The organism is Acidobacteriota bacterium (assembly GCA_039028635.1).
GTDB lineage: Bacteria > Acidobacteriota > Thermoanaerobaculia > Multivoradales > JBCCEF01 > JBCCEF01.
In genome coordinates this window covers 1-17530 of sequence record JBCCHV010000034.1, presented here as the reverse complement: position 1 = coordinate 17530, position 17530 = coordinate 1, and the positions used below count along the sequence as shown (strand labels likewise).

Annotated in this window: 15 protein-coding genes; 9 read left to right on the top strand and 6 right to left on the bottom strand. The window is 67.6% G+C overall.

Annotated features, from left to right (window positions below):
- Positions 1-45: 45 nt before the first annotated feature.
- Positions 46-738: a hypothetical protein gene (locus tag AAF604_14630; GenBank protein ID MEM7050901.1), complete on the top strand. Its 693-nt coding sequence runs from the start codon at positions 46-48 to the stop codon at positions 736-738.
- Here the strand turns inward: AAF604_14630 and AAF604_14625 are convergent.
- Positions 727-1980, bottom strand: a complete 1254-nt coding sequence (locus AAF604_14625; GenBank protein MEM7050900.1) for a PP2C family protein-serine/threonine phosphatase — start codon at positions 1978-1980, stop codon at positions 727-729. The genes AAF604_14630 and AAF604_14625 overlap by 12 nt on opposite strands.
- Positions 1981-1991: 11 nt before the next feature.
- The gene (dacB, locus tag AAF604_14620; GenBank protein MEM7050899.1) at positions 1992-3443 is read right to left on the bottom strand and encodes a D-alanyl-D-alanine carboxypeptidase/D-alanyl-D-alanine-endopeptidase; all 1452 of its coding nucleotides are present in this window, start codon (positions 3441-3443) and stop codon (positions 1992-1994) included.
- Positions 3444-3594: 151 nt separating this feature from the next.
- Here dacB and AAF604_14615 point away from each other — a divergent pair, with 151 nt between their 5' ends.
- From AAF604_14615 to AAF604_14605, 3 genes are all read left to right on the top strand, one after another.
- Complete coding sequence (locus AAF604_14615) at positions 3595-4527, top strand: DNA cytosine methyltransferase (GenBank protein ID MEM7050898.1); 933 nt, start codon at positions 3595-3597, stop codon at positions 4525-4527.
- 5 nt (positions 4528-4532) lie between these two features.
- Complete coding sequence (locus AAF604_14610) at positions 4533-5354, top strand: nitrilase-related carbon-nitrogen hydrolase (protein ID MEM7050897.1); 822 nt, start codon at positions 4533-4535, stop codon at positions 5352-5354.
- A 219-nt stretch (positions 5355-5573) separates the two neighbouring features.
- Positions 5574-6878: a tetratricopeptide repeat protein gene (locus tag AAF604_14605; GenBank protein MEM7050896.1), complete on the top strand. Its 1305-nt coding sequence runs from the start codon at positions 5574-5576 to the stop codon at positions 6876-6878.
- A 94-nt stretch (positions 6879-6972) separates the two neighbouring features.
- On the opposite strand, the gene AAF604_14600 is transcribed toward AAF604_14605, so the two are convergent.
- From AAF604_14600 to crcB, 4 genes are all read right to left on the bottom strand, one after another.
- Positions 6973-7551, bottom strand: a complete 579-nt coding sequence (locus AAF604_14600) for a hypothetical protein (GenBank protein MEM7050895.1) — start codon at positions 7549-7551, stop codon at positions 6973-6975.
- A 488-nt stretch (positions 7552-8039) separates the two neighbouring features.
- Positions 8040-11123 carry an FG-GAP-like repeat-containing protein gene (locus tag AAF604_14595; protein ID MEM7050894.1) on the bottom strand — a complete coding sequence of 1028 codons (3084 nt, stop codon included), beginning with the start codon at positions 11121-11123 and terminating at the stop codon, positions 8040-8042.
- Positions 11120-11662, bottom strand: coding sequence for a hypothetical protein (locus AAF604_14590; protein MEM7050893.1), 543 nt, complete (start codon positions 11660-11662; stop codon positions 11120-11122). Before AAF604_14590 ends, AAF604_14595 begins: the two co-directional genes overlap by 4 nt.
- Before the next feature lie 78 nt (positions 11663-11740).
- Positions 11741-12118 (bottom strand): fluoride efflux transporter CrcB, encoded by a 378-nt coding sequence (crcB, locus tag AAF604_14585; GenBank protein ID MEM7050892.1) that lies wholly within the window; start codon positions 12116-12118, stop codon positions 11741-11743.
- A 139-nt stretch (positions 12119-12257) separates the two neighbouring features.
- On the opposite strand from crcB, the gene AAF604_14580 reads away from it, so the two are divergent.
- The 5 genes from AAF604_14580 to AAF604_14560 all read left to right on the top strand — a co-directional run bounded on the left by AAF604_14580 (position 12258) and on the right by AAF604_14560 (position 17349).
- The gene (locus AAF604_14580) at positions 12258-12644 is read left to right on the top strand and encodes a BlaI/MecI/CopY family transcriptional regulator (GenBank protein ID MEM7050891.1); all 387 of its coding nucleotides are present in this window, start codon (positions 12258-12260) and stop codon (positions 12642-12644) included.
- Positions 12641-15172 carry a M56 family metallopeptidase gene (locus tag AAF604_14575; GenBank protein MEM7050890.1) on the top strand — a complete coding sequence of 844 codons (2532 nt, stop codon included), beginning with the start codon at positions 12641-12643 and terminating at the stop codon, positions 15170-15172. The genes AAF604_14580 and AAF604_14575 overlap by 4 nt, the downstream gene beginning before the upstream one ends.
- 268 nt (positions 15173-15440) lie before the next feature.
- A complete protein-coding gene (locus AAF604_14570) occupies positions 15441-15941 on the top strand; it encodes a fasciclin domain-containing protein (protein MEM7050889.1) in 501 nt (166 codons plus the stop codon).
- 92 nt (positions 15942-16033) lie between these two features.
- Entirely contained in the window at positions 16034-16585 is a 552-nt protein-coding gene (locus AAF604_14565) for a sigma-70 family RNA polymerase sigma factor (protein ID MEM7050888.1), read from the top strand.
- Positions 16582-17349 carry an anti-sigma factor gene (locus tag AAF604_14560; GenBank protein ID MEM7050887.1) on the top strand — a complete coding sequence of 256 codons (768 nt, stop codon included), beginning with the start codon at positions 16582-16584 and terminating at the stop codon, positions 17347-17349. Before AAF604_14565 ends, AAF604_14560 begins: the two co-directional genes overlap by 4 nt.
- Positions 17350-17530: the final 181 nt, after the last annotated feature.

Sequence of the window (17530 nt, the reverse complement as noted above, 5' to 3'; positions counted from 1 at the left end):
GCAACGCCCCGGAGAGGGCACCTCGGGTCGTTATACTGGCGAGCCGTGAGCCTACCACCGCTCTTCGCCGAGCTACCGGAGCCCTTCCGCGCCGCCTTCTCCGAGGCGGCGCCGTGGGCTCTCCTGGGAAAGCCCCTGGACGACCTCCTCGGCGCCCTACCCAGCGAACGCCTGGAGTGTCGACCGGCCCCGGGGGCTCATCTCTACGGCGATCGTCTGGTCATCGGCCAGGGCACCCGCATCCTCTCCGGCGCGGTGATCGAAGGTCCGGTGTTCATCGGCCGCCAGGTCCTGATCCGACCCGGCGCCTACATCCGGGGCGGCTGCTGGATCGGCGATGGCGCCATCGTCGGCGCCAACAGCGAGGTCAAGCGCGGCATTTTTCTGCCGGGCGCCAAGGCACCACACCTCAACTACGTCGGCGACTCGATCCTGGGGTCGGGGGTCAATCTGGGCGCCGGCACGGTGCTATCGAACTTTCGCCACGATGGCCTGGAGATCGCCATTCCCGACCAAGACCGCCGCATCGTCAGCGCAAGACGCAAGCTCGGGGCGGTGCTCGGAGACGGCGTGCTGACCGGCTGCAATTGCGTTCTGCATCCCGGCACCGTGGTGGGCCGAGGTACCCAACTCTATCCCGGGGTCCAGCTACGCTCAGGGGTCTATCCGGCCGACCATCGCATCAAGCTTCGGCAGCAACTGGAGATGGTGGCAGCCGAAGATCCGTCAGCTCGCTGACAGCGGCGGCCGCCGCACCACCACCACGGTGCGGTCGTCATTGACCGGCCGCCGGCCGCTGAACTGCTTGACCTCGCGCAGCACCGCCTCGGCGATCTCTTGGGCCGAAGACTGGCGCAATGAGCGGCAGAGCTCGACCAGCCGATCGCTGCCGAACTCTTCGTCCTCGCCGTCGTCGACGCAGTCGCCATCGGCACACACCGTCTCGGTGATGCCGTCGGTGAAGAAGACCAGCAGATCTCCCGGCTCGAGCACCACGAAGCCGCGCTCGTAGCGGGTCTCGGGGAGCGGCCCCAGGACCGGCCCGCCTTCACTCAGAAAGCGCACCGCTCCGGACGCCGCGAGATGGAACGGCCGCGGATGACCGGCATTGACATAGATGAAGGTCCCGCCGAGCTCGAGCTCACCGTAGAACATCGAGACGAACCGGCTGGTCAGGGTGCTCTGATGGATGATGCCGTTGAGGCGCTCGACGGTGCGCACGATCTTGTAGTCGCGCGCCAACCCCATGCGCAGCCCCATGTAGATGTCCCGCACCTGCAGCGCCGCCGGAAGACCGTGGCCCGAGACATCGGCGATGGCGAGGCCGAGGATCTTGTTCGAGATCGGGATGTAGTCGAAATAGTCGCCGCCAACCGTCTCGAGGGGCTCCGAAAGGCCACAGATATCGAACTCGCCATAGCTCGGCGAGCGTTTGGGGAGGATCGAGCGCTGGATCTTGCTCGCCTCGAGAAGAATGCCGGCCATGCGCTCCTGGCGCAGCTTCTGATTGATGGCGTGACGCAGGATGCCGAGGGAGAACAGGATGTCCCCATGGTCGGCACCGGGCTCGATGTCGAAGGCCAGGACGTACTCGCCGTCGCCGACCTCGAGGGCGACGAACTCTCCGGCTCCGAGACGCCCCTCGAGGGCCGGATCGATGCTTGGGTCCTGCGGCTTCATCGCCACCGTGTGCTCACTCAAGACCTTCGCCAGCGGAGCATAGGAGAGCGGCACCTCGACCGTCTCCACCACCTTCGGCGCATCCCCGAAGGTCGAGTCGAGGACGTAGCGATCGCCGTCGCGGCGGTAGAGGCGGCCGCCGCGCAACCCGAGCTCGGCGTGGAAACCGTGCAGCACCTTGTCGGTCAGGGTATGCACCGTGGCGCAGCTGTCGTCGAGGCGGTCGATGGCGCCGGCCACCTGCTCGACCTTTTTCATCAAGCGCCGATAGTCGACTCGGGTCGCATCGAGGGAGCTCATCGCTTCACCTCCTAGCCGGCATCCACCAGGGCGCGCACGATGCGGTCCTGGATCCGCCGACCGTCGACGCTGCCGCGCACCCCGTTGCACAAAACGGAGAAGGCGTAGATCTTGCCGGAACGCGCTTTGACGTAGCCGGACAGGGTGGAAACGCCGGAGAGGGTTCCGGTCTTGGCGAAGACGTTGCCGCGGTAGGGCTCATCGGCCAGGCGCTCATTCCAGCTCAGCTCCTCTTCGCCACTGAAGGGCAGCGAGCGCAAGAACTCCCGCCCCCAGCGATGGAAATACATCGAGCGCAGCAGGGTGGTGAGCTGGCGGGGGGTGAAGCGGTTGCGCCGCGACATGCCCGAGCCATCGGCCATCGAGTAGTCACCGGACACCCCCATCTCGGCGAGAAACTCCCGCGCCACCCGGATGCCGGCGGACCAGGAGCCGCGGCCACAGCCCACCGCCCCCAGGGTCTTGAGAATGCTCTCGGCGTAGAAGTTCTGGCTTCGCTTGTTGGTGACGTGAACGCTGGTCAGCAAGTCGCTGCGATAGACCGCCAGCCCCTCCCACAGGAGACCCGGCAGGTGGGCCACCGGGTGAAGCTCACCGGCGACGGCGATGCCCTCCTCGGCGAGGGCGTCGCGCAGCGCGGAGCCGAAGTACTCCACCGGATCGGCGACCGAAATCCAGGTATCGAGGCGACCGGCGCCGGGCGCCAAGGTGCCCTGCACGGTCAGCTCGTCACCGCCGGCGCGACGCCGCACGCGGGCCTGGTGACGGGAACGTTTGGCCGAGGTTCGCGCTCGGTTCTCGACGTCGAAGAGATCGAGGTCGGGAACCAGATCGACCTTCGCCGGCGCCCCGACTCGACGCGACGGCGTGACCTTCACCAAGACGCAGTTGTCGCTGAAGGACAGGGCCGAGACCGGCGCCTGGTACCACTTGTCACGTCCCCGGTCGGGCCAGTCCGGATGCACCTCGGGGCCGACGAACAAGCCATGGTCGAGGAAAATGTCGCCACTCACCCGGCGCACTCCGCGCTCCCGCAGAGCCGCAGCCCAGCTCCGGAAGACGGCGTAGGAATCACCCCCGAAGTGGCGCCCGGAGATATTGGGGTCGCCGCCGCCGATCACCGCCAAATCACCTTCGAGGGCGCCTTCACGGACCGCGCCGCGCATCAGGAAGCGGGTCTCGAAGAGGTAGCCCGGCCCCAACCGGTCGAGGGCCGCAGCGGTGGTCACCAGCTTGGTATTCGAGGCCACGATATGGAGATCGTCGGCGCGGTAGTCGTAGACCGTCCGGCCGCTCTCGAGATCCACCACGTGAACGCCAAGCTGGGGACTGAGCTGGCGTCCGGAACGCACCGCCCGCTCGAGGGAAGCGGAATCGAGAGCAGCCACCGGCAAGGCCAGTGCCGCCAGCAGCACGAGCAGCCCCAGTCGAGCCTTGGGGCGCAGGTCGCGGATCTGTCGCATTGCCCAAATCATCGTCGAAACCTCAACGCAGGTAAGGGTATCCCGCCGCCGACCGCCAGGGAAGCCTCGATATACTCGAATTTGCGTTGCGCAGCGCCGATGGCGGCGGGCGCAGTGCCAACCACTTCCGAACCGACCACTGCCAACTCCTGTGCGTGTTCTCGAGCTCTATTGCGGCATCGGCGGCGCCGCCGTCGCCCTGGGACGGCAGGGCCAGATCGTGGCGGCCGTCGACCTCAGCCGCCCGGCCCTCGCCGTCTACCAGCACAACTTCCCCCGCCACCGGACGCTCGCCCGCAATCTCGAGACCCTCGGATCCCGCGATCTGCGTCGCTGGCGCGCCGATCTGTGGTGGCTTTCGCCCCCCTGCCAGCCCTTCACCCGGCGCGGCCGAGGCCGCGACGTCGACGACCCTCGCTGTCAGTCTCTGCTGCACCTGATCGGGCTCATCGAGCGCGAGCTGCCACCCGCCATCGGTCTCGAAAACGTCACTCCGTTCGCCGAATCTCGGGCCTGCCAGCGGCTCCTCGCCGCCCTCGAACGGGCGGGCTACGAAGTCTTCCAAACCACCCTCTGCCCCAGCCGCCTGGGGGTTCCCAATCGGCGCCCCCGGTTCTACTTGGTGGCGGCTCGCGGCCAGGACTTGAATCCTCCTCGGCTCATCCCGACGCCGTCGGTTCTCGCCGATCACCTGCAGTCCAACGGCGACTCCGCCGAGCTCGCCGTCGCCGAGAGCCTGCTGCGGGACTACTCCGGGGCCCTCGACATCGTCGACCAGGAGGATCCCTCGGCCATCACCGCCTGCTTCACCGCCGCCTACGGTCGATCCCCGGTACGCTCGGGCTCGTACCTGCGGCGGAGAGAGCGGGTTCGACGCTTCTCCCCGCGCGAGATCCTCAGCCTGCTGGGGTTTCCACCGGATTACGTCCTGCCCGAGGAGCTCGCCATCCGCAAAGCCTGGAAACTGGTCGGGAACAGCCTTTCGATCGCGCCGGTCCGGGCGATTCTCGGCGGCCTCGAAGGCCTCGACCTCGACGCCCCCTCGCGACCTCACCGCCTCGCGGACCACCGCCACGGAGACTAGAGACCATGCGCCTCGCCCTCGCCCAACTCGCCGCCAGCCCCGACCGTGCCGCCAACCTCCGCAAGGCTCTCGCCACCATGGAGGAGGCCAAGGCCGGCGGCGCCGACCTGATCGTGTTCCCGGAGCTGGTTCTCGACCGCTTCTTTCCGCAATGTCGTGGCGACGCCGGCGCGCGGCAGCTCGCCGAGCCGATTCCCGGGCCCTCGACGGAGCAGATCGCTCGGCGCGCCGGCGAGCTCTCGCTGGTGACGGTCTTCAACCTCTACGAAGTGGACTCGGCGGGCCGCACCTTCGACAGCTCGCCGGTCTTCGACGCCGACGGCCGCCACCTGGGCACCACGCGAATGGCCCACATCACCGACTACGAGGGCTTCCACGAGCAGGACTACTACCACCCCGGCGATGGCGATGCGCCGGTCTACGAAACGCGCGCCGGGCGCATCGGCGTGGCGATCTGCTACGACCGCCACTATCCCGAGTACATGCGCGCCCTCGCCCTGGCGGGGGCCGAGCTGGTGGTCATTCCCCAGGCCGGTGCCGCCGGCGAGTGGCCGGAAGGGCTGTTCGAGGCCGAGGTCCGCACGGCGGCCTTTCAGAATGGCTACTTCGCCGCCCTCGCCAACCGCGTCGGGGCCGAAGACCGGCTGACCTTCGCCGGCGAGTCCTTCGCCGTCGACGCGACGGGCCAGGTTCTCGCCCGCGGCAAGGCCGGCGCGGAGGACCTCTTGATGGTCGATTGCGAGCTCTCCCAGTGTGCCGAGTCGCCCGGGCGTCGTCTCTTCCTGCGCGACCGGCGACCGGAGCTCTACCGCCGCTGGCTCGCCTGAGGTCGGTCGAACCGCGAATTTTCTGCCTCTCGGCCCTCACGGGTTGGGTACCGGCACCGCCTTCCGGTATAGTTTCAGTGTGTTCCGGTCGAACGTCCCTAAGAAAGTTCCCCGGAAGGCAATTGCTGTTTTGCTTTCGCAAGGAGCGCTGTGCGGACGCCGTAGTCCGGCGGGCTCTGCGGGAAAGCTTGTTATTTTTTCGCCGTTGCGTGGGGAGACTTGACCCTTTTGGCTGCACAACACCCTCTTGCCGAGCTCGCTCGGCTCGCTGCCGGAGAAGCTAGCCGTGACGACCGCCGGCTCGCCATTCGACACCTGATCAACGGCTGCACGGCCTGCTCTCAGCGCCTGCAAGAGTTGCTTCAGCCGCCCTGCGAAGACAACCTCCAGTCGATGGAGGACGTGGTGGCCAAAGCAATCGGCCAGAGTCGCCACCTGGTGACCCATTGGCGTCAGCAGAAGGACGAGGCCGCCGACTTCGTCGCCCAGCTCCTCGCCCTGCCTTCGGCCCATCAAGAGCTCAAGATTTCGAATCTGCGACGCGCCCATCAGCGAGCCGTCTGCGATCTTCTTCTCAGCCACAGCCGCGAGCGGCGCCACGACGATCCCCACGAAGCACTGCGTCTGGCCAAGCTCGCCACGCTGGTCGCCGAGCGCCTCGACCCGGCCACCTGCGGCGAGACGCGAGCGCGCGCCTGGGCCGACCTGGGCAATCTCTGGCGCATCTGCGGCGACCACGTCGAGGCCCGCCGTGCCCTCGGCAAGGCCCGCCGGATCTTCGACCGCGAAGGCAGCGATCCCTTGACCGGCGCCGAGATCGACTCCCTGGTGGCCTCCTTCGAGCGTTGCGAAGACCGCCCCGAGCGCGCCATCGAGCTGCTCGAGCGAGCGGTGCGGGTGCAGGCCCGCTTCGCCAACCTCGAAGGCACTGCACGGGCGCTGCTCCAGCTCGCCGCCCTGTACTCGGAGCAGGGAGATATCGACCGCGCCTTCCGTTCGAGCGTCGCCGCCCTCGATCTCAGCGAAGACCTCGGCGATCGACGGCTCAAGTTCATCGCCCTCGAAGGCTTGATCTACTACACCGCTCAGATGGGCAGGACCCAGGAAGCCCTGAGCCTCGCTCAGCGCGCCCTGCCGGTGTACCGCCTCGGCGCGCCGGCCCTCGATCACCTGCGCATGATCTGGACCGTGGCGCGCTTCCAGGTCGAGGTCGAAGACCACCGCGCGGCGGCCACTACCCTGCAGGATCTCAAGCAGGAGTTCCTCGCCGCCGACCTGCCCTACGAGGTCGCCCTCGTCGGGCTCGATCTGGCGGTCTGCTGGGCCGCCCTCGGTGATCGTTCCCAACTCCGCCGGGAAGCCGCCGAAACCACCCAGCTCCTGACCCAGCTCGGCGTCGAGCGCGAAAGCCTGGCGGCCGCCAAGCTGTGGTCCCAGGCCGAGCTGCAAGAGGTCACCGCGAGCACGGCCCTGCTGGCGACGGCTCTCGAGAAGGCACGCCAGATCGACGGCAGATCGCCGTAGCGATCACCAGGGCCCAGCTCCTCAACCACCGGAGAACCTGACCGCGCCGAGCTCGAGGCGCCCAGCAAGGACGCCTCGAGTCGCCGACGGTGACCTACTTGCGACGCTGACGGCCGTTGGGGTCGACCCGCGGACCGTGGTCATCGGCCAGAGACTGGCCGTTGGGATCGATCCGAGGTCCATGCTCACTTGCCGCCGAGAGACCATTGGGATCGACTCGCGGACCGTGATCTCCGATCAGAAAGCGGCCATTCGGATCGATGCGGGGACCGTGCTCGCTGGTCGCCGAGAGACCGTTGGGATCGACCCGAGGCCCGTGACCATCGAACCGGTAAATGCCATTGGGATCCACCCGCGGGCCATGCTCACTATGCGCCGCGACCCCATTGGGATCGATGCGCGGACCGTGATCTCCGGCCAGGTGCTCGCCGTTGGGATCGATGCGCGGACCGTGCTCGATGGCCGCTGAGCGGCCATTGGGGTCGATGCGCGGGCCGTGCTCGCTGCGCTCCTCGAACACCTTCCCGGCCGCCGGGCGATCGAAGCGCGCGAACAAGTCCGCGAGCCAGGCACCGATGGACTGCGAGAAGCTGCTCGGCGAGCTGGCGAAACAGGGCGTGACGACGGTCAAAGTCAGAAGGGCAGCGAGGCTTCCATGGGCGATTCTCTTCATCTCATCCTCCAATCAAGGTCGACCCCGACGGCACCCCCTCGGTGCCGCGGTCCGAACCGTGGTTCAAAACTCGAAAAGTACAGCGGATCTCAGTGATTCGCTGATTGCGAAAAATCTGCTCGAAGGATTTGGAGATGGGGGTCGGGCGAAGGGCCCGCACCGTAGCGGAAGGGGCTCCGGTGGAAGAGGACGGCAGGCCGCGGGATCACCCCCTCCGCAGGGGTGTCCCGGAGCTCACCGCCCGAGGCTCACTTCTCAGGCTCGATGGCGACGATCAGGACCAATCGCAACAACCGGCGGCAACCCCTTCGCCTCACTCTCCAGGGTCACCGAGAAGCACTCGAAGGCTACAGCTATGGGCTTCGCCGCCCGGCAACCAATCCGCCGAGAGGGTTCGCATTGGGCAAAGGCTCCCGACACTTTCGGGAGCCGTGCCGCCGCAGCACGGCCGTGGCCGTACGCGACGGCCAGTGCCGGCGGGTGGTAGCTCAGAAGGCAACGGTGTCCCCTCGGCTGACCAGCTGGCCGGCCCGGCTTTCGTACAGGCGCACCTCCCCGGTCAGGGTGTCGCGGACTCGCAGGTTGAAGTCGAGACCCGAAAGGGAGCCATAGAAGAACCAAAAGTGTCCATTGACGGGGCGTCCATCGAGCAGCTTGACCATCAGCTCCAGGTTGCTGTCGTCGAATACCCAGAAGGTGCCGGCTTGGTCCGTCAAGGGGCTCGCCGAAGCGCGCCGCAATCCCTCACCCGGCAGGTCGAACTCCGCCGTCACCTCGAAACGCCCCCCCAGCAGGGAGAGCTCCGGCCTCGGCCCCGGCCCGGCCTCGGCCGGCGCCGGAGGCGGAAAAGTGCCGCTGGCACGGAACGCCGCCGCATCGCCCCTGCCCTGCAGGCGGCCCCGAGGATTGTCGTAGCGACGGACCTCTCCGGTCTCGAGGTCGGTCACCACCAGGCTGAAGGCGACGTCCGTCAGAGAGCCGAAGAAGACCCAGAACCGCTGATTCGCCTCGGCGCCATCGAGCACCTTGACCATCAGCTCCGGATTGGCGGCATCGAAGAACCAAAAGGCACCGGTGTTGTGAGTCATCGCCATGGCTCGGCCTGAGCCGCTCCGACCCGCGTGATCGCGCCACACCACCTCGGCGCGAAAGCGCCCTCCGGCCAGGCACAGGTGCCGAGCCGACGGCAGGCAGCCGGTCGGACGTCGCATCAGAACCGAGAGATGAGGCACGAAGTCATCGCTCAATCCCACCAGGGCCGCGGAGCTGACCACCAGATCGAGGGCTCCATCGCCATCGAGCTCGGTGACCGCGAGGGAAGCCGGCGTGGCGCCGGGAAACTCGGCGAGACCGCTGATCACCTCCCGTGAGCGAATCCCTCCCTGGCCGTCACCGTAGGCGATGGTCAGGCGAGCCCCGGGACGGCCCCGGCCGAAGAAGGGCCCGGCGCTCGCCAGATCGGCATCGCCATCGCCATCGAAATCGGCGCTCACCAGGGCGTCCTGCAGGCTCTCCGGGACCCAGTAGCGAGACACCGGCTGGAAGTCCCCTTGGCCGTCGCCGCGCATCAGCTCGATCCAGCTACGGGTGTAGTTGGGACTACCGTCGACCGGTGACAGGTTGACCACCGCCAGATCGCCGGCACCATCGCCATCGAAATCCGCCGCCGCCAAGCCCTGGCCAAGGCTGAAGCTGTAGTCCTCGAAGGAGACTTCGCGCGGCGCGAAACCGCCGTCCCCATCGCCCACCAGCAGCCACAGCGCCGGCGGCCGGTCGAGGGTGGGACTGCTGCGCGCCACGAAGGCGGCATCGAGAGCCGCGTCGCCGGCGAAGGCCCCGAAGACCAACCGCCGGTGGCGCTGCGGCTGGAGGGTCCAGCCGAAGGGCAAGGGGGAGGTCACCACCGACACACTGCCGCGGCCGTCGCCAAGCAACGAGTAGGCGGTGGCATCGACCGCCCGGCCGAACTCGTCGAGGCGCTGCACCAGGAAGAGCAAATCGTCGCGGGGGTCGTCGTCGAAGCGGCCGGCGGCGAGGGAAACCAGGTTCTCGCCGGCTCCGAGAGGCGCCTGGAAGAGTACCCGCGGGGCCGAGAAACCGCCTTGGCCATCGCCCAGATACCCGAGCACCTGGGTCAGGCCATCGCTGGCCACGGCGAGATCCGGAAACGGATCCTCCTCGGGATTGAGTTGCAAACGCTCGACCTGCGAGATCCCCGGCACCTGGTCGAGCCGGCGCGGTGCTGCGAAGAGACCGCTGCCGAGGCCGCGATAGAAGACCAGGTCGTTGCCCGGCTCTCCCCCGAGGGCGCCGCTGCGCGCTCCGACCAGGTCGCGGCGGCTGTCGCCGTCGAAATCCTCGATCACCAGATCGAGGGGACCGATCTGCCCCGGCAACGGCTGATTGAGCACTTCGAAGGACTGCGCTTCGAGATAGATGTCGAGGCCGCTTCGCAGCTCGCCGGCGGAAAGGACGAAGGACGCCGCGAGGTCCGAAGCTTCGCGGTGACCTTCCTGCTCACCGCTCCAGTACTCCGCCGGACCCGGCAGCACGCGCGGCGGCGAGAAGGGCCCGACCCGACTCCCCCGCGTGTGGAAGGCATCGATCTCCTCGACCCGCAACCGGTACTCGGTGGCCGGACGCAGGCCGCAGAGGCGGTAGCCGCCTCCGCGGGTCACGCCGGACAGGGCATCGCTGCCATCGCCAACGGCTCGAGCGACGACGTTGATACCGGCCACGGAGCTGCCATCGAGGTCGACGACCCGGCCAGCCACACAGGCCTGGGTGGCCTCGAAGGCGGGGCTGGGATAGAGCCGGGCCAGGGTCACCTGGTCGTCCCGTTCGAGGGTCCGTTGATCACCGTTCGACTGGATGAAAGGGAACATCGTCTCGACCGGCGTGGTCAGCCCTGGAAGATCGGATTCAGGGGCGAAGCCGAGGCCGTGGATCTGGGTGTGGCCGAGGCCGGCGAAGTGGCCGATCTCGTGCACGATCGCGGCCTCGAAGGCGGGAAAGGGAATCTCGAAATTGCCCTCCGCCGGCGCATGGACGCCATCGATGAAGCGACCATTCAGAAACACCGTCGCCTCGACGATCTGGGAGCCCTCGGCGATCTCCGCCGAGGGCGGTACGGCGCCGCTGCCATCGTCGACGAAGGTGGTCGCCACGAATCCGACGATGCCGGTCCCCTGGCCGAACAGGGTGTCGAAGATCTGGCCATCGGCATCGAAAGCGACGACATTCTGCCCGCGCGGCGCACTCTGACCGCCGGCGGCGCCGAGGAAGAGCCCGAAGTTGCTCTCGTCGACATCCTGGTCGAGGGTACCTCGGTGCTCGAACCGAAAGGACGAGTCGGCGACCGCCTGCCAGGGCTCCATCAAGCGGGCGATCAGAAGCCGGGCCTCGGCCGCGGAAAGCACCCCGAGGCCGCTGCGGTCGGTGAAATAGGAGACCGGTTGCTCACCGGGCCAAAGCACCGGCTCACCGTCCCGATCGGTCCAGGTCGCCTCCCCGGCCCACGCTGCCGAAGCGAGAATCCAAGCCCCAGCGGCAATCCAGCACAGCCTCTTCACGGCGCCATCTCTCGCCGCACCGCAGCGCGCAGCGCGTCATAGGAAAAGGACTCGGTCGGCGGCAGCCGCAGGCCATGGCCGGTGGCCAGAGGTTGGACGCGGTCGCCGACCAGCCGGAAGGCCCCTTCCGCGGCGCCGGCCGGCGAAGTCAAGCCGACACGACTCGCCGGCAGCAGGAACAAGAGGTAGTCGGTGCCCACCCGGTAGGTCGGCAAGCCGACCTCGAAGCCGAGGTCACCGGGCCCGCCCTCGGGACGCCCGACTTGGCGAAACTCGACCCGACGGCTCGCCGTCCCCTTGAGGTGGTCGTGGACCTCAAAGACATAGGTGGTGGCGGCCAATCGCGCCCCGCCGACCTCGACGGTCGCTTCCCGAACAGCCACACAAGTGCCCTGGAAGACCTGCTCGGCGCTATGGGTCAGGGTCGACAGCTCGGACGGCAGATCGAGCCCTTGGAGGGTTCCCGGAAACATCAGGCCAAAGGCGAGAATCCACCCCAGGCGCGGGATTCTGGTCGAGAGATGTCGTTTCTTCACCATCGTGCCTTGGTTCGACCGCCCCCGCCCGTCGGTTTTACCCGACGTTGAGAGGCCCTCGATTGTACTAGGAGGCCGCGATCATCCCAGCCAGCGGCCGAGACGATCACCGACGATCACCGCCAGCAGTCCTCCGCCGGTCTGCAGCAGGAGATTGCTCAGCCCCGGAGCCAGGGAGCCGGCGCGCATCAGGGCAAGGGTCTCGAGGGCGAAGGTCGAGAAGGTGGTGAAGCTACCGAGAAAGCCGATCAGGGCGAACAGACGGGCGGAATCGGAGAAGTCGCCGCGCAGGCTCGACCAGCCCACCAGGCCACCGATCGCCAAGCAGCCGAGGAGATTGACCACCGTCGTCCCCCAAGGGAAGCCGGAGACGACGGAGCGCTGCACCCAGCCGGTGAGAAAGAAACGACAAAGCGCTCCCAGGCTGCCTCCCAGGGCGATCCACAGAATCTCTCTCACGGCCTGACTCCCTCCATCGACGAAACCCTCGACCTCTGATCACGTCATTATAGGCAGCCTCCGCAGCCCCGCCTTGACGCATCAACTACCCAGGTAGTACTATTTCGGTAGTCAAGGACGCCACGAGGAGACTTCAACCATGACCAAGACCTTTCGCCTCGGGGACCTCCAGCTCGCCATCATGCGAGTCCTGTGGGGCCGCCGGGAAGCCACCGTCTCTGATGTTCACCGCGCCCTCGCCGAGGAGCGAGGGCTGGCCCCGACCACCATCGCCACCATGCTGACCAAGATGGAAACCAAGGGCGTGGTGGATCACCGAACCGAAGGCCGGCGCTTCGTCTACCGCCCGCTGGTGAGCGAGCGCGAGATCCGCCGGGCGATGCTCGGAGACCTCACGGAGCGTCTCTTCGCCGGCGATGTCACCGCCGTCGTCAGCCACTTGCTGGCCGAGAACGAAGTCGATCCGCGAGAGCTCTCGGAGCTACGCCGCATGATCGAAGACTACGAGAACGAGGAGTCGTCATGACCGGGAGCGAGCTCTTTCTTTACGACCTGGTGAGCGCTCCGCTGGCCCGCGCCCTCGCCGGCTGGCTGCTGACCTACGCCCTGCACAGCACTGTTCTGCTGGCCGCCGCCTGGGGTGCATCGCGAGCCCTGCGCGGCCGGCGGCTCGCTCTCGAAGAAGGGCTTTGGCGACTCGCCGTGGTCGGTGCCCTGGTGACCGCGACCCTCCAGACCACCAGCGCCATCAAACCGATCGCCGGCGAGCTCGCCCTGCGATCCCCGGCGTCCCCGGAGCGATCTGCCAGTCTGATCGCAGGACAGGACCGCCCTTTGGAAAAAGCCCTGCCGCTCCTCAGCCAAGCCCCGTCCCGGTCGACCGAGGAAGCGACCGCGACTGCGACCCCGCCGGCGACTCCGCCGGCCCTAGCGATGGCGGCTCGCGAAAGCGCCAGCCACGAGAGCGCCGGCCAAGGGAGCACGTCAACCCTCCATTGGAGTGTTCCGGTGGTCTGGCTGTGGGCCTGTGGAGCGCTGCTCTGCAGCCTGCCTTTAGGGCTCGCCCTGATCAGCCTTTCGCGGCGCTTGCGCTTCCGCCACGCTCTCTCCCGGGGACCGGCGGCGGAAACCCTGGCGCGCCTTTCCCGCCGCCGCCAGACACCGCGACGAACTCGCTTGACCGCGACCGAAAGCCTGAGCGTGCCCATCGCCCTCGGCCTGGGCCGACCGGAGATCTGCCTGCCGGCTCGCGCCACCAGCCTGGCGGCGCCACAGCAGGAGTCCCTGGTGGCTCACGAGATGGCCCACCTGGTGCGTCGCGATCCCTGGTGGCTGCTCGCTTTGCGGCTCCTCGAAGCGCTGTTCTTCTTTCAGCCCTTGCTGCGGGTGGCCCGGCGGCGCCTCGAGACCATTGCCGAGTTCCGCTGTGACGACTGGGCGCGCCAGCAGACCGGTCGCCCATCGGCCCTCGCCCGCTGCTTGACGGAAGTCGCCGGCTGGACCGTCGGCGAGACTTCGCCGGTGCTCGCCCCCGGCATGGTCGGCCGGCGCTCCGGTCTCGCCCAACGGGTCGAGCGTCTGCTGTCGCCTTCCACCGATGATTCTTCGGCCGGCCGAATGCTGGTCGTGGCCGCGGTCGCCGGGCTCCTTCTCACCGCGACCCTGGCCCCGAGCGTCCGCCTCGAAGCCGGCTCGGAAGCGACCGAGAGCGATCGTCCAACGGCCACCGTCACCACCACCAGCCCGTCCGGAGAGTCCCAGGACCGCAACGGTGGCTGGTCGATCGACAACCCCGACGAAGAGTCATCGAGCGACGACTGGATGGCGCGGCAAGCAGCCCGCGAGGCCGAGCACGAGCACGACTTCCACCTGGAGATCGGCGACTTTGAAGGCATGGAAGCCCTCGAGGCCCTGGAAGGACTCGAAGCCCTCGAAGGACTCGAGGCGCTGGAAGCGCTGGAAGGGTTCGAGGCCCTCGCCGGCCTCCAGGAGCTCGCAATCCTCGGCGAGTACGAGGCCTTCGAAGGACTCGAGGAGATGAGCTTTGCGGGCATCGAAGACCTCGCCGCCTTCGAAGCCCTCGGGGAGATGGTGGCGATCGAGCTCGACTTCGAACCCTTCGAGCTCGCCGAGCTGGAGAACCTCACCGAGGAACTGACGCTCCAGCTCGAGCACCTCCCGGAGCTCGGTGAAGAGATCGAGGCCGTGGCACGGGCCATCGAGGCCGAAGCGATCGCCGGAGAAGCGATCGACGACGAGATGGTGGCGCATCTCAACGAGCTGGTCGCCGAAGCCGTCCGCTTCGACTCGGCGGCCATCGAAGAGATCTCGCGCCGGGCCCGCGAGATCGCGCTCCACGCGCAGCCGGATCCGGAGGCGATCGAGCGAATCCAGCGCCAAGCCCGCGAGATCGCCGAGCGACAGCGCCCCGATCGCGAAGAGATCCAGCGGTTGCAACGCCAGGCTCGCGAGTTGGCGCAGCGGCATCGTCCGAGCGAAGAAGAGCTCGCGCGCATCCGAGAGCAGGCCCGGCAGATCGCCGAGCAGAACCGCCCCGACCGCGAGGCCATCGAGCAACTGCAACGCCAAGCCCGCGAGCTGATGGAACGGCAGCGCCCCAACCGCGAAGCCATCGAGCGCCTGCAGCGCCAAGCCCGAGAGCTCGCCGAGCGACAGCGCCCCGATCGCGAGGCAGTCCAGCGACTGCGCCGAGAGGCCCGCGAGCTCGCCGAACGCCATCGTCCCGACCGCCAGGAAGTCGAGCGACTGCGGCGCGAATCTCGGGCCCAGGTCGAGGAGTCGCGGGCTCGCCTGAAAGAGACTCGCCGCAGCCATCGCGAGGAGCTCCACCGACAGCACGAGGAGCATCTCGAACGCAGCCACGAGCACCGCGAGCTGAGCCGTGAGAAGCACCTCGATGCGCGACGCAAGGTCCTCGACGAGCGGCGCCGCCGGCTCGAAGAGCGACAGCAGGCCCTCGAGCTCGAGCGACAGCGCATCCGCGAGGAAGCCGAGCGGCTCGATGCCGAGCAACGTCGCCAGGACGAACCCTAGTCCGACCGAAGTCGGGTCAACCCGACTTCGTCACCGGATCGCTTCTCACCAGATTCGCGATCCGCCGACAGCTCGTTTTCGTCACCAGGGGTGCCCCCAGCGGGGCACCCCTTCGCTGTTTGAAGGACCTCCCCCCAGCCCTGCCGCATCCGTTTCCAAGAGGTGGTCGAAGAGATGGGTTGTAAGGCAATTGACGAAGACCGGAGCGGCCGCCCGGCGTCTCGACAAAGAAAAACAACACCCGACCCGAGACCCGAGGAGAATGACCATGAAAAAGACCACCACCCTGATCCTGAGCTTTGCCGTTCTGGCCCTCTGCAGCCTGCCCGCCTTCGCCGGCCACCACACCAAGTCCAGCAGCCCGGACATCGTCGATACGGCGGTCGCCGCCGGCAGCTTCAACACCCTCGCCGCCGCCCTCGGCGCCGCCGATCTGGTCGACGCCCTCAAGGGTGACGGACCGTTCACCGTCTTCGCACCCACGGACGAAGCCTTCGCGAAGCTCCCGAAGGGCACCGTGGAAAACCTCCTCAAGCCCGAGAACCGCCATCAGCTCAAAGAGATCCTCACCTACCATGTGGTCTCCGGTCGCCTGCCCGCCTCCAAGGTGATTTCGCGCAGCGGCGCCCAGACCCTCAGCGGTAAGCCGGTCTCCTTCGAGGTCGATGGCTCCTCGGTCAAAATCGGCGGCGCCACGGTGGTTCAGGCGGACGTCACGGCCAGCAACGGCGTCATCCACGTGATCGACACGGTGCTGCTGCCCAACTGACCATGACAGTAGCCGAAGTCACGGAGAGGCTTCCCTCTCCGTGGCAGTTTGCATACGATGAGCGAGATGCTGAACAAGATCCCCGAACTCCGATGAGCCTCCTCGGCCGCATCGCCCGTGGCGAACAGGACGCCGTCGACGAGTGCATCCAGCACTACGGCGGGTTGGTCTGGAGCTTGGCACGACGGCTCTCGCCGTCCACCAGCGATGCCGAAGACGCAGTCCAGGAGATCTTCCTTTCGTTGTGGAAGAACGCCGCCAAGTTCGACGCCAGCAAGGCATCCGAAAAGACTTTCATCACCATGATCGCCCGCCGCCGCCTGATCGACCGCAATCGCCGCACCCAGCGTCAGCCGGACCTGCGGCCGATGCCCGCCGCCGGTGAAGTCGCCGGCTCCCAGCATCGCGCGATCGAGAACAGTGCCGAAGCGGCGATGGCGGCGCGCGCCCTGGAGCAGCTCAAGCCGGAGCAGCGCCGGGCGCTGGAGCTGTCGATCTACTACGGCATGTCCCACCGCGAGATCGCCGATCGCACCGAGACCCCCCTCGGCACGGTCAAATCGCATATCGCGCGAGGCCTGACCCTGGTGCGACAGGCGCTGGCATCGAGTGGTGGTCTGTCCAATCGGGAGGTGCTGTCATGAGCCACCAGGCCCAAGATCGCCTCTTCGAGCTGATGGCGACCCAAGCCACCGAAGGACTGGGCCTCGCCGAGAGCAGCGAGCTGGCCCGGCTCCTCGAGGACCACTCCGAGATTCGTCCCGAGGAGTTCGAGCTGGCGGCGGCGGCGATCGACGAAGCCATGGCCGGCCCGATCCAAGAGATGCCGGCGCAGCTCGCCGCCAAGGTGCGCAACGACTCCCAGTCCTTCTTCGCCGAGCGGCCACGGCCGGCCGTCGAAGATCCGCCCGCGACGCGGGTCTCCTGGGGACCTTGGCTGGTGGCGGCGGCGGGTCTGCTGCTGGCGATCCTCGGCTGGTGGCCGCGGACCGCTCCGGTGGTCCCCTCGCCCACCACGGCGGAGATCCGCAGCAACCTGCTCCGCGATTCGCCGGACGCACAGCAGATCGCCTGGACCGCTACCGAGGACCTCGCCGCTCGCGGTGCCGAGGGCGACGTCGTCTGGAGCTCGGCGCTGCAGCAAGGGTTCATGCGCATTCGCGGCCTCGAGGTCAACGATCCCGGCCAGGTTCAGTACCAGCTGTGGATCTTCGACAAGACCCGAGACGAGCGTTATCCGGTGGATGGAGGAGTCTTCGACATCCCCGCCGGTGCCTCCGAAGTGGTGATCCCGATCGCTTCCAAGCTGCAGGTCAACGAGCCCTTCCTGTTCGCCATCACCGTCGAGCCGCCTGGCGGCGTGGTGGTTTCGAGCCGGGAGCGCATCGTGCTGACGGCGGCGGTCTAGCAGGCTGCTGAAAAAGTCTTGACTCGGCGCATCTTTGGTCCTCGAGAGTTCCCGAGCCCGTGGGGCGTGGCGGCGGCGAAAGCCGCCGAGGTCGGGGGTGAAGGCGCACGACATGTGCGTGCGCCTGAGGGGGGCGCCTTTAGCCCCCCTGAAACAAACAGCAGGCGCTGAATAAGTCGCC

Bases quoted from the DNA above. Each gene is read 5' to 3' on its own strand.
- AAF604_14625 (MEM7050900.1), bottom strand. From the start codon at position 1,980: ATGAGCTCCCTCGATGCGACCCGAGTCGACTATCGGCGCTTGATGAAA.
- dacB (MEM7050899.1), bottom strand. From the start codon at position 3,443: ATGCGACAGATCCGCGACCTGCGCCCCAAGGCTCGACTGGGGCTGCTC.
- AAF604_14610 (MEM7050897.1), top strand. From the start codon at position 4,533: ATGCGCCTCGCCCTCGCCCAACTCGCCGCCAGCCCCGACCGTGCCGCC.
- AAF604_14600 (MEM7050895.1), bottom strand. From the start codon at position 7,551: ATGAAGAGAATCGCCCATGGAAGCCTCGCTGCCCTTCTGACTTTGACC.
- AAF604_14590 (MEM7050893.1), bottom strand. From the start codon at position 11,662: ATGGTGAAGAAACGACATCTCTCGACCAGAATCCCGCGCCTGGGGTGG.
- AAF604_14580 (MEM7050891.1), top strand. From the start codon at position 12,258: ATGACCAAGACCTTTCGCCTCGGGGACCTCCAGCTCGCCATCATGCGA.
- AAF604_14575 (MEM7050890.1), top strand. From the start codon at position 12,641: ATGACCGGGAGCGAGCTCTTTCTTTACGACCTGGTGAGCGCTCCGCTG.
- AAF604_14570 (MEM7050889.1), top strand. From the start codon at position 15,441: ATGAAAAAGACCACCACCCTGATCCTGAGCTTTGCCGTTCTGGCCCTC.
- AAF604_14565 (MEM7050888.1), top strand. From the start codon at position 16,034: ATGAGCCTCCTCGGCCGCATCGCCCGTGGCGAACAGGACGCCGTCGAC.
- AAF604_14560 (MEM7050887.1), top strand. From the start codon at position 16,582: ATGAGCCACCAGGCCCAAGATCGCCTCTTCGAGCTGATGGCGACCCAA.